This is a genomic window from Rhizobium sp. 01T417 (assembly GCF_056398905.1).
On the sequence record NZ_JBFTQH010000007.1, the window covers coordinates 58,352 to 69,795 of the forward strand.

The 11,444-nt window shown below is 60.2% G+C and carries 13 protein-coding genes; all 13 read left to right on the forward strand.

The window, feature by feature from the left end; translation table 11 throughout:
- Positions 1-268 precede the first annotated feature (268 nt).
- The 13 genes from AC1DPR_RS09875 to nuoK all read left to right on the forward strand — a co-directional run bounded on the left by AC1DPR_RS09875 (position 269) and on the right by nuoK (position 11,442).
- Positions 269-634 (forward strand): NADH-quinone oxidoreductase subunit A, encoded by a 366-nt coding sequence (locus tag AC1DPR_RS09875; protein ID WP_018857059.1) that lies wholly within the window; start codon positions 269-271, stop codon positions 632-634.
- The gene (locus tag AC1DPR_RS09880; protein WP_018857058.1) at positions 625-1,209 is read left to right on the forward strand and encodes a NuoB/complex I 20 kDa subunit family protein; all 585 of its coding nucleotides are present in this window, start codon (positions 625-627) and stop codon (positions 1,207-1,209) included. The genes AC1DPR_RS09875 and AC1DPR_RS09880 overlap by 10 nt, the downstream gene beginning before the upstream one ends.
- A 15-nt stretch (positions 1,210-1,224) precedes the next feature.
- Entirely contained in the window at positions 1,225-1,827 is a 603-nt protein-coding gene (locus tag AC1DPR_RS09885) for an NADH-quinone oxidoreductase subunit C (RefSeq protein WP_018857057.1), read from the forward strand.
- A 73-nt stretch (positions 1,828-1,900) separates the two neighbouring features.
- Positions 1,901-3,091, forward strand: a complete 1,191-nt coding sequence (locus AC1DPR_RS09890) for an NADH-quinone oxidoreductase subunit D (protein ID WP_025659947.1) — start codon at positions 1,901-1,903, stop codon at positions 3,089-3,091.
- Positions 3,091-3,363: a hypothetical protein gene (locus tag AC1DPR_RS09895; RefSeq protein WP_018857055.1), complete on the forward strand. Its 273-nt coding sequence runs from the start codon at positions 3,091-3,093 to the stop codon at positions 3,361-3,363. The genes AC1DPR_RS09890 and AC1DPR_RS09895 overlap by 1 nt, the downstream gene beginning before the upstream one ends.
- 16 nt (positions 3,364-3,379) lie before the next feature.
- The gene (locus AC1DPR_RS09900) at positions 3,380-4,516 is read left to right on the forward strand and encodes an NADH-quinone oxidoreductase subunit E (protein ID WP_018857054.1); all 1,137 of its coding nucleotides are present in this window, start codon (positions 3,380-3,382) and stop codon (positions 4,514-4,516) included.
- 10 nt (positions 4,517-4,526) lie between these two features.
- Positions 4,527-5,831: an NADH-quinone oxidoreductase subunit NuoF gene (gene nuoF, locus AC1DPR_RS09905; protein ID WP_477816235.1), complete on the forward strand. Its 1,305-nt coding sequence runs from the start codon at positions 4,527-4,529 to the stop codon at positions 5,829-5,831.
- Between the two features lie 4 nt (positions 5,832-5,835).
- Positions 5,836-6,459, forward strand: a complete 624-nt coding sequence (locus AC1DPR_RS09910) for a 5' DNA nuclease (RefSeq protein WP_018857052.1) — start codon at positions 5,836-5,838, stop codon at positions 6,457-6,459.
- Between the two features lie 219 nt (positions 6,460-6,678).
- On the forward strand, positions 6,679-8,760 hold the full coding sequence (gene nuoG / locus AC1DPR_RS09915; RefSeq protein ID WP_018857051.1) for an NADH-quinone oxidoreductase subunit NuoG: 2,082 nt from the start codon (positions 6,679-6,681) through the stop codon (positions 8,758-8,760).
- A gap of 12 nt (positions 8,761-8,772) precedes the next feature.
- Positions 8,773-9,816, forward strand: coding sequence for an NADH-quinone oxidoreductase subunit NuoH (nuoH, locus tag AC1DPR_RS09920; protein WP_018857050.1), 1,044 nt, complete (start codon positions 8,773-8,775; stop codon positions 9,814-9,816).
- A gap of 40 nt (positions 9,817-9,856) precedes the next feature.
- The gene (gene nuoI, locus AC1DPR_RS09925) at positions 9,857-10,348 is read left to right on the forward strand and encodes an NADH-quinone oxidoreductase subunit NuoI (protein WP_007789671.1); all 492 of its coding nucleotides are present in this window, start codon (positions 9,857-9,859) and stop codon (positions 10,346-10,348) included.
- 141 nt (positions 10,349-10,489) lie between these two features.
- Positions 10,490-11,104: an NADH-quinone oxidoreductase subunit J gene (locus AC1DPR_RS09930; RefSeq protein ID WP_477816236.1), complete on the forward strand. Its 615-nt coding sequence runs from the start codon at positions 10,490-10,492 to the stop codon at positions 11,102-11,104.
- Positions 11,105-11,133: 29 nt separating this feature from the next.
- Positions 11,134-11,442, forward strand: coding sequence for an NADH-quinone oxidoreductase subunit NuoK (nuoK, locus tag AC1DPR_RS09935; protein WP_007531803.1), 309 nt, complete (start codon positions 11,134-11,136; stop codon positions 11,440-11,442).
- Positions 11,443-11,444: the final 2 nt, after the last annotated feature.

Here is an 11,444-nt window from a genome sequence, read left to right on the forward strand (position 1 = left end):
TATCGCTCTGCTGCGACTTTGTCTTTTGCCGTTAGCCATGCAATATCCGACGGGCTGGCATGCAGTCTGAATCAACTTGTGTGGATTTGTCGCGACATCATTGCATCTGCTTGATAATGTCGCGCCTCGACAGTCGAATTGGTGCTCTAAAAGTCTTGCGCCGTGGCCCCGGCTGCGCTAACCACGGCTCTGTTGCAACGCACGTTCGCTTGCCGGGCAATTGCCCAGGTGCGCCGCCTGGCGCAGCCCGCAAGCAGGGAAGAACCTGATGACTGGACTGCTCAGTTCCTATATTCCGATCGCTATCTTCATTGCTATCGCCCTTGTGATCGGCCTGGCGCTTCTGATTGCGCCGTTTGCCGTTGCCTTCAAGGCGCCTGATTCGGAAAAGCTTTCGGCCTTCGAGTGCGGCTTCAACGCATTCGATGACGCTCGCATGAAGTTCGATATCCGCTTCTATCTGGTGTCGATCCTCTTCATCATCTTCGACCTCGAAGTGGCCTTCCTCTTTCCGTGGGCCGTTTCGTTCGGCGCGATCGGCTGGTTCGGCTTCTGGTCCATGATGGTCTTCCTCGGCGTGCTGACCATCGGCTTTATCTATGAATGGAAAAAGGGAGCCCTGGAATGGGAGTAGCCCCAAGCGACAAGGCGCTCGTCGCGCCGCACCCGAAAGGCATCATTGATCCCGCAACGGGCAAGCCGATCGGCAGCGACAGCGCCTTCTTCGGCGAAATCAACGATGAGTTGGCAGACAAGGGCTTCCTCGTTACGTCGACCCGCGATCTGATTACCTGGGCCCGCACCGGCTCGCTGATGTGGATGCAGTTCGGTCTCGCCTGCTGTGCCGTTGAAGGCCTGATGCAGGTCTCCGGTCCGCGTTACGACATGGAGCGCTTCGGCGTTGCTCCGCGCGCCTCGCCGCGCCAGTCCGACGTCATGATCGTTGCCGGCACGCTGACCAACAAGATGGCGCCTGCGCTCCGCAAGGTGTACGACCAGATGCCTGAGCCGCGTTACGTCATTTCGATGGGCTCCTGCGCCAACGGCGGCGGCTACTATCATTATTCATATTCGGTCGTGCGTGGCTGCGACCGTGTCGTTCCTGTCGATATCTACGTGCCGGGCTGTCCCCCCACGGCGGAAGCGCTGCTCTACGGGGTGCTGCTTCTGCAGAAGAAGATCCGTCGAACCGGAACGATTGAGCGCTAAGGGCGGAGGACTGTCATGAGTGAAGCCTTGAGCGAACTGTCCTCGTATCTCCGGGAGATGCGTGGTGATCTCTTTCTCGATGCATCCATCAGCTATGACGAGCTGAACGTAACTGCGACGCCGGAAACGATTCTGGCGCTGCTGACGTTCCTGCGCGACGACGCACGTTGCGGCTTTATTAGCATGATCGATATCTGCGGTGTCGACTGGCCGCAGCGCGAAAAGCGTTTCGATGTCGTTTATCACCTACTGTCGCCGAAGCAGAACCTGCGCATCCGCATCAAGGTTGCTGTGGCTGACGGCGAGTCCGTGCCGTCGGCAACCGCGGTTTACAAGGGTGCCGAGTGGTTCGAGCGTGAAGCCTGGGACATGTACGGCATTCCGTTCTCCGGCCATGCCGACCTGCGCCGTCTTCTCACCGATTACGGCTTTGAAGGACATCCGCTGCGCAAGGACTTCCCGACGACTGGCTACGTCGAAGTGCGTTATGACGATGCCGCCAAGCGTGTCGTCTACGAACCCGTCGAGCTGAAGCAGGAATTCCGCAATTTCGACTTCATGTCCCCTTGGGAAGGCACCGAATATGTGCTGCCGGGAGACGAGAAGGCGGCGAAGTAAAGATGAGGCTCGGATTTCTTGAAGCCTCTTTATTTGCCGTCTCATGCCAATTGCCAGCGCGGAGCGCGTCGCTATGACTGAACATAACGTTCGCAATTTTACGATCAATTTCGGACCGGAACACCCGTCCGCGCACGGTGTTCTGCGTCTCGTGCTCGAACTCGATGGCGAAATCATCGAGCGCGTCGATCCGCACATCGGCCTGCTGCACCGCGGCACCGAGAAGCTGATCGAGACGAAGACCTACCTGCAGGCCGTCCCTTATTTCGACCGTCTCGACTACGTCGCGCCGATGAATCAGGAACACGCTTTCGCGCTCGCTGTCGAAAAGATGCTGAAGCTCGAAATTCCGATTCGCGGTCAGCTGATTCGAGTTCTGTACTCCGAAATTGGCCGAATCTTGTCTCACATCATGAACGTGACGACCCAGGCCATGGACGTCGGCGCGATGACGCCGCCGGTCTGGGGCTTCGAAGAGCGCGAAAAGCTGATGGTGTTCTATGAGCGCGCCTGCGGCGCCCGTATGCACTCGGCCTATTTCCGTCCGGGCGGCGTCCATCAGGATCTCCCGCCGGAGCTGGTCGAGGATATCGGCAAGTGGTGCGATCCGTTCCTGAAGATCCTCGACGATATCGAAGGCCTGCTCACGGACAACCGCATCTTCAAGCAGCGTAACGTCGATATTGGCGTCGTGTCGCTGGCGGATGCCTGGTCATGGGGCTTCTCGGGCGTGATGGTTCGCGGTTCCGGCGCCGCTTGGGACCTGCGCCGCTCGCAACCTTACGAATGCTATTCCGATCTCGAATTCGACATTCCGATCGGGAAGAACGGCGACTGCTACGACCGCTACCTGATCCGCATGATCGAGATGCGCCAGTCGGTTCGCATCATGAAGCAGTGCGTCGAGCGCCTGATGGGCAGCGCCAAGACCGGCCCTGTGTCGTCGATCGACGGTAAGGTCGTGCCGCCGAAGCGCGGCGAGATGAAGCGTTCGATGGAAGCGCTCATCCACCACTTCAAGCTCTACACCGAAGGGTATCACGTGCCGGCCGGCGAAGTGTACGCGGCCGTCGAAGCGCCGAAGGGCGAATTCGGCGTGTACGTTGTCGCCGATGGCAGCAACAAGCCGTACCGCTGCAAGATCCGTGCACCGGGTTACGCCCACCTGCAGGCGATGGACTTCCTCTGCAAGGGTCACATGCTCGCTGACGTGACGGCCGTGCTCGGCTCGCTCGACATCGTGTTCGGCGAGGTGGACCGCTGATGAAGCTGCTGCCGCTTGCCACCATCGCTCTTTTCACTGCCTCCGGAGCTTTCGCCCAGGAGGTTGGGGGAATGGGTCCAAAGCTGGGCCAGAGCGAGGTGCAGCCGCCGGCAGAAAAAGCCTCCATGGGCGAGCTTTTGTCCAAGGGCTATGAAATCAAGGCTGCCGTTCCGAATGGCGGCAAGTTCGTTGTGTTTTTGCAAAAAGACCAGTCGGCCTACGCTTGCGAGATGAAGTCTCTGACGGCATCGCAGTGTGGGACCCTAAACTGACAAGGCGTGAGGAAGAATGTCCGTTCGTCGATTAGCCGAAGATCAATTCCAGCCTGCCGCGTTCGCCTTCAATGACGAGAACGCGGTTTGGGCGGAAAAGACGATCAAGAAATATCCCGCAGGCCGTCAGCAATCCGCGGTCATCCCGCTGTTGATGCGGGCGCAGGAACAGGATGGTTGGGTCACCCGCGCCGCGATCGAAAAGGTCGCCGACATGCTCGACATGGCCTATATCCGCGTTCTCGAAGTTGCGACTTTCTACACGCAGTTCCAGCTGAACCCGGTCGGCACGCGCGCCCACATCCAGGTGTGCGGCACGACGCCTTGCATGCTGCGCGGTTCGGAAAGCCTGATGGCCGTTTGCAAGAGCAAGATCCATCATCACCCCTTCGAACGTAACGCTGAAGGGACGCTCTCTTGGGAAGAAGTCGAATGTCTCGGGGCCTGCGTTAACGCGCCCATGGTGATGATCGGCAAGGATACCTACGAGGACCTGACGCCGGAACGTCTCGAAGAGATCATTGATACCTTCGAAGCCGGCAATGGCGCCAGCATCACGCCCGGCCCGCAGATTGATCGTCACTTCTCCTCCCCCGAGGGTGGTCCGACGACGCTCGTAGCCGATGAGCCGAAGGCCAAGAGGGTTTCCGCCAAGAAGGCTGTCGAGGACGCCGCGACGGCAACCGTTGACGCAGCCCCGGTTCCCCCGTCTGAGGCCGCACGTGCAAAGAGCACCGACGCCGAGACCAATGCTGCGCTGAAGACGCCGGCCACCGCGCCGAAGGCGGCCGCGAAGAACGTCAAGGCTGTCGAAGAGCAGCCGGCGCCGGCGACGGCCGCACAGGCCGCTGCTACTGGCAAGCCCTCCCTCAGCGACAAGAACCGCCCGGCGGGCATCGAGAAGCCCGCGACGCCTGACGATCTGAAGATGATCTCCGGCGTCGGCCCGAAGATCGAGGCGACACTGCATGAGATCGGCATCTTCACCTTCGCGCAGGTCGCGGGCTGGAAGAAGGCTGAGCGCGAATGGGTCGACGGATACCTGAATTTCAAGGGCCGCATCGAGCGCGACGACTGGGTCAAGCAGGCCAAGGCGCTCGCCAAGGGCGGCGAAGCCGAATACATTAAAGTCTTCGGTAAGAAGCCGCGGTAAGGGGTGAAGCATGTTACAAGATAGAGACCGCATCTTTACCAACATCTACGGCCTCAAGGATAAGTCTATGAAGGGCGCGATGAGCCGCGGCCACTGGGACGGCACCAAGCAGATCCTCGAAAAGGGTCGCGATTGGATCATCAACGAGATGAAGGCTTCGGGTCTTCGCGGCCGTGGCGGCGCAGGCTTCCCGACCGGGCTCAAGTGGTCCTTCATGCCGAAGGAAAGCGATGGTCGTCCGCACTACCTCGTCGTCAATGCCGACGAGTCCGAGCCCGGAACCTGCAAAGACCGCGACATCATGCGCCACGATCCGCATACGCTGATCGAAGGCTGCGTTATCGCGAGTTTCGCTATGGGTGCGAACGCTGCCTACATCTACGTTCGCGGCGAATACATCCGCGAGCGTGAAGCGCTGCAGGCGGCAATCGACGAGTGCTATGACTACGGCCTGCTCGGCAAGAACAACAAGCTGGGCTGGGACATGGACATCTTCGTCCATCACGGTGCTGGCGCCTACATCTGCGGCGAAGAAACCGCGCTGCTCGAAAGCCTGGAAGGCAAGAAGGGTCAGCCGCGCCTGAAGCCGCCGTTCCCGGCAAACATGGGTCTCTACGGTTGCCCGACGACGGTCAACAACGTCGAGTCGATCGCCGTTGCTCCGACCATCCTGCGTCGTGGCGCTGGCTGGTTTTCGTCGATCGGTCGCCCGAACAACGTCGGCACCAAGCTGTTCATGCTTTCCGGCCACGTCAACAAGCCGTGCACGGTCGAAGAAGAAATGGGCATCACGTTCCGTGAGCTGGTCGATCGCCATGCCGGCGGCATCCGCGGCGGTTGGGATAACCTGCTCGCGGTTATTCCGGGCGGCGCATCGTGCCCGATCGTTCCGGCCAAGGACATCATCGACTGCCCGATGGATTTCGACGGCCTGCGCGCTGTCGGCTCGTCCTTCGGTACCGCGGCTGCGATCGTCATGGACAAGTCCACCGACGTCATCAAGGCTATCGCCCGCATCTCGGCCTTCTTCAAGCACGAGAGCTGCGGCCAGTGCACGCCGTGCCGCGAAGGCACCGGCTGGATGTGGCGCGTGATGGAGCGCATGGCCAAGGGCAATGCCCAGAAGCGCGAAATCGACATGCTGTTCCAGGTCACCAAGCAGATCGAGGGCCATACCATCTGTGCGCTCGGCGATGCGGCCGCATGGCCGGTGCAGGGTCTGATCCGCAACTTCCGTCATGAGATCGAAGCGCGCATCGACCAGTATACCGCAAGCGCACTGGATCACGGTGCGGTTCTCGAGGCGGCAGAGTAAGCTGATGACGAAGGCGTCCGACAGCATAGGCAAGGAAGGAGCGGCTGATTTCTCGGCCGACTTCGGCCGTCTTGCTGCCGAGATGCTGGAGAACGCCCGCGCGCTTCCGGTGCCGCCTGTGATGGTCAACCCGGCTGCGGCAATGGCGGCGGCCACGGCGATCGGCTTCGGCTTTTCGACGCAGATGGCGGGCGCTTTTTTCGGCGCGCTGCAGGGCGCGCTCGATGCAACGAGCAAGCTTGCAGCAGTTCTCGACGAAACGCCGCCCGACGAAGGTAAGCCGCACGTCGAGATCCGGCCGGAGAACGTTCGTCCGGCGCCTGCCAGGAAAGCTGCAGAGAAGGTCAAGCTGTCTGTCGTTCCAGCAGAGCCGGTCGCAAAGCCCGCGGCGAAGCCCGCTTCGCGCGCTCGCAGGGCTGACGATCTGAAGCAGATTTCCGGCATCGGTCCGAAGATCGAGCAGGTGTTGAATAGCAAGGGTATTCGCTCCTTTGCCGTCATCGCCGGCTGGTCGGACGAGGACGCGGCGAGGATCGACGCAGAGCTTGGGTTTGATGGGCGGATCGCTCGTGATGGTTGGGTGGGCCAAGCCAAGGCCCTGGTCGCCAAGGGGCGAAAGCGGAAGTGAATTTTCGGCCGAATAGGCCGGAGCAAGGTCAAGGCTGAAGAGTGAAAGGGCAGGGGCCCGACACTATTGAGGCCCGAGGCTGATCCCGGGTCTCGGGATTGGCGGAGAATTTGAGCGACACCGATGCCAACGGGATAAGAATCCGGCCTGGCAGCGAAACTGTTGCAAAGTGGGTTTGTTTGCCGCCATCCGGCAAACGGAAAACAGGACTGAGTGACGATGGCAAAACTGAAGATTGACGGCAACGAGATCGAGGTTCCGGATCATTACACCCTCATTCAGGCGTGTGAGGAAGCCGGTGCTGAAGTTCCGCGCTTCTGCTTCCATGAGCGCCTTTCGGTTGCCGGCAACTGCCGCATGTGCCTCGTTGAGGTAAAGGGTGGTCCGCCGAAGCCGCAGGCATCTTGCGCCATGGGCGTGCGCGATATCCGCGGCGGCCCGAATGGCGAACTTCCTGAGGTCTTCACCAACACGCCGATGGTCAAAAAGGCCCGCGAAGGCGTGATGGAGTTCCTGCTGATCAACCATCCGCTCGATTGCCCGATCTGCGACCAGGGCGGCGAATGCGACCTGCAGGACCAGGCAATGGCCTTCGGTATCGACAGCTCGCGCTATCAGGAAGACAAGCGCGCCGTCGAAGACAAGTACATCGGACCGCTCGTCAAGACGGTCATGAACCGCTGCATTCACTGCACGCGCTGCGTTCGCTTCACGACCGAAGTTGCCGGCATCTCCGAACTCGGCCTGATCGGTCGCGGCGAGGACGCCGAAATCACCACCTATCTCGAGCAGGCGATGACCTCCGAGCTGCAGGGCAACGTCGTTGACCTCTGCCCGGTCGGTGCGCTGACCTCCAAGCCCTTCGCCTTCACGGCCCGTCCGTGGGAGCTGAACAAGACCGAATCGATCGACGTCATGGACGCCCTCGGTTCTGCGATCCGCGTCGATACGCGTGGCCGTGAAGTCATGCGCGTGCTGCCGCGCGTCAACGACCAGATCAATGAAGAGTGGATCTCCGACAAGAGCCGCTACATCTGGGACGGCCTGAAGACGCAGCGTATCGACCGCCCATACGTTCGCAAGGATGGCCGCCTGCAGCCTGCGACTTGGGGCGAAGCCTTTGGCGCGATCAAGGCCGCCGTTGCCGCAACCAGCGGTGAGAAGGTCGGCGCGATTGCCGGCGACCTCGCATCCGTCGAAGAAATGTACGCTCTGTCGGAACTCGTGAAGTCGCTCGGTTCCGAGAACCTCGACTGTCGCCAGGATGGGACGGCACTTGATCCGTCGCTCGGCCGCGCAAGCTACATCTTCAATCCGACGATCGAAGGCATCGAACAGGCCGACGCGCTGCTGATCATCGGCGCGAACCCGCGCTTCGAAGCCGCCGTTCTCAACGCTCGCATTCGCAAGCGCTGGCGTCGCGGCAACTTCCCGATCGGCGTGATCGGTGAAGCTGGCGAACTACGCTACGACTATGAATATCTCGGCGCTGGCCCGGATACGCTGAAGGACCTCGCCGACGGCAACCACGCTTTCGCGAAGGTTCTGACGGACGCCAAGAAGCCGATGATCCTCACCGGCCAGGGCGCACTGTCGCGCACCGATGGTGCTGGCGTTCTCGCAACTGCCGCAAAGCTTGCCGGCACGGTGGGCGCGGTCGTCGAAGGCTGGAACGGCTTTGCCGTGCTCCACACCGCGGCATCGCGCGTCGGCGGCCTCGATCTCGGCTTCGTTCCGGGCGCAAAGGGCGTCAACGCTGCAGAAATGCTGTCGTCGATGGACGTTCTCTTCCTGCTTGGCGCCGATGAGCTTGATTTCACGGCCAAGAAGGCAAAGCTGACTGTTTACATCGGCTCGCACGGCGACAACGGCGCCCACAATGCCGACGTCATCCTGCCAGCCGCTGCCTACACCGAAAAGTCCGGCATTTGGGTCAACACCGAGGGTCGCGTCCAGATGGGCAATCGCGCTGGCTTCGCACCGGGCGACGCCCGCGAAGACTGGGCGATCCTGCGTGCGCTTTCCGACGTGCTCGGCAAGAAGCTTCCGTTTGATTCGCTTAGCGAACTGCGCGCAAGGCTCTATGCGGCCTTCCCGCATTTCGCAGCGCTTGACGAGATCGCCGAAAGCGACAGCGCCAAAATTGCCGCAGTAGCGAAAAAAGCCGGCAAGATGAACAAATCCGGGTTTGCGTCGCCGGTCAAAGACTTCTATTTGACGAACCCGATCGCGCGCGCTTCGGCAGTGATGGCCGAGTGCTCGGCATTGGCCCGCAACAACTTCAAAGTCGCGGCAGAGTAAGGGCAGGGGACTATGGATTCGTTTGTTTCAACTTATGTCTTGCCCGGCCTTCTCATGGTCGGTCAGTCGCTTCTTCTCCTCGTCTGCCTGCTCGTCTTCATCGCCTACATCCTGTTGGCCGACCGCAAGGTCTGGGCAGCAGTACAGCTCCGTCGTGGTCCGAATGTGGTGGGTCCGTGGGGCCTTTTCCAGTCCTTCGCGGATCTTTTGAAGTTCGTCTTCAAGGAGCCGGTGATCCCGGCTGGCGCCAACAAGGCAGTCTTCCTGCTGGCGCCGCTCGTGACCGTGCTGCTGGCTCTGTCCACCTGGGCCGTCGTGCCGCTGGCGGATGGCTGGGTCATCGCCAACATCAACGTCGGTATCCTCTACATCTTCGCGATTTCATCGCTTGAAGTGTACGGCATCATCATGGGCGGTTGGGCCTCCAACTCGAAGTACCCGTTCCTTGGCGCACTCCGCTCCGCGGCACAGATGGTTTCCTACGAAGTCTCCATCGGCTTCGTTATCGTCACCGTTCTGCTCTGCGTAGGTTCGCTGAACCTGACGGATATCGTCCATGCACAGCAGACCGGCCTCGGCACGCGCCTGGGTCTCCCGGCGTCGTTCCTCGACTGGCATTGGCTGGCGCTGTTCCCGATGTTCATCGTCTTCTTCATTTCCGCGCTTGCCGAAACGAACCGCCCACCTTTCGATCTTCCGGAAGCGGAATCGGAACTCGTCGCCGGCTTCATGGTCGAATACGGTTCCTCGCTCTACATGATGTTCATGCTCGGCGAATATGCGGCCATCGTTCTGATGTGCTCGTTGACGACGATCCTGTTCCTCGGGGGCTGGCTGCCGCCAGTCGACGTATGGTTCCTGAACTGGGTCCCTGGTGTCATCTGGTTTACGCTGAAGTCGTGCCTGGTGTTCTTCATGTTTGCGATGGTGAAGGCATTTGTCCCGCGCTATCGCTACGACCAACTGATGCGCCTCGGCTGGAAGGTCTTCCTTCCGCTGTCGCTTGCCATGGTCGTTATCGTTGCATTCGTGCTGAAGCTGACGGGTTGGGCATGATCGTGCCGGCCCTCGTTTCAAGCAATATTGGAGGTTGAAGATGGCAGGCTTGTCCAACGCGGTCAGCTCGCTGTTCCTGAAGGAATTCGTCAGTGCGTTCTGGCTGACCTTCCGGTACATTTTTAAGCAGAAGGCAACGATCAATTACCCCTTCGAGAAGGGACCGGTCAGCCCGCGCTTCCGCGGCGAACACGCACTGCGTCGTTATCCGAACGGCGAAGAGCGCTGCATCGCCTGCAAGCTCTGCGAGGCGATCTGTCCTGCCCAGGCGATTACCATCGAAGCCGGCCCCCGCCGCAACGATGGCACGCGCCGCACGGTTCGTTACGACATCGACATGGTGAAGTGCATCTACTGCGGCTTCTGCCAGGAGGCATGCCCTGTCGATGCGATCGTCGAAGGTCCGAATTTCGAATTTGCAACGGAAACCCGCGAAGAACTTTACTTCGACAAGGCGCGGCTTCTGGAGAACGGCGACCGGTGGGAGCGCGAAATCGCGCGCAACATCGCACTGGACGCGCCGTACCGTTGATCGGAATTGAAATGCCGGAGTGCCGCCCCTTGCGCGGCTTCCGGTCAACATGCACCGAGGCTTAGCTGGATCTTTCCGCGCGAAGCTTCATCGGGCAGGGAAACTCCCGGCTGCCCGGGGGAAGATGAAAAAGGCACCAACATGGGTCTGCAGGCTCTATTTTTCTATCTTTTCGCCTTTGTCGCGGTAGCGTCGGCGTTCATGGTCATCTGGTCGAAGAATCCGGTTCATTCGGTTCTCTTCCTGATCCTGGTTTTCTTCAATGCGGCCGGCCTCTTCCTGCTGCTGGGCGCCGAATTCCTGGCGATGATCCTGCTCGTCGTTTATGTCGGCGCCGTGGCCGTTCTCTTCCTCTTCGTGGTCATGATGCTCGACATCGACTTCACGGAGTTGCGCGCCGGCGTTCTCGAATATGCGCCGATCGGTGCGATCATCGGCCTGATCCTCGCGGCTGAGCTGATCGTCGTTGTGGGTGGTAGCGTAATCTCGCCGGAAATCGCCAAGTCGGTGGCAATGCCGATCCCGGCGCTGACAGAGCGCACCAACACCGCCGCACTCGGCGACGTGCTCTATACGAATTACGTCTACTTCTTCCAGATCGCTGGTCTGGTGCTGCTCGTCRCAATGATCGGTGCGATCGTGCTGACGCTCAAGCATCGCCAGAACATCAAGCGACAGAATATCGCCAATCAGGTTGCCCGCAATCCTAAGACCGCCGTCGAGGTGGTCAAGGTGAAGCCGGGACAGGGCGTTTGAAGCAGGCGCGAGCTTAAGGAACAAATACAATGGTCATCGGACTTTCCCATTACCTGACGGTCAGCGCCATCCTCTTCACGCTCGGCGTCTTCGGTATCTTCCTGAACCGGAAGAACATCATCGTTATCCTGATGTCGATCGAGCTCATTCTGCTTGCGGTCAACATCAACATGGTCGCCTTCTCGTCGTTCCTGAACGACATCGTCGGCCAGGTTTTCGCATTGTTCATTCTGACCGTTGCTGCGGCTGAAGCGGCTATCGGTCTTGCAATTCTCGTCGTCTTCTACCGCAACCGCGGCTCGATCGGCGTTGAAGACGTCAATATGATGAAGGGCTGATA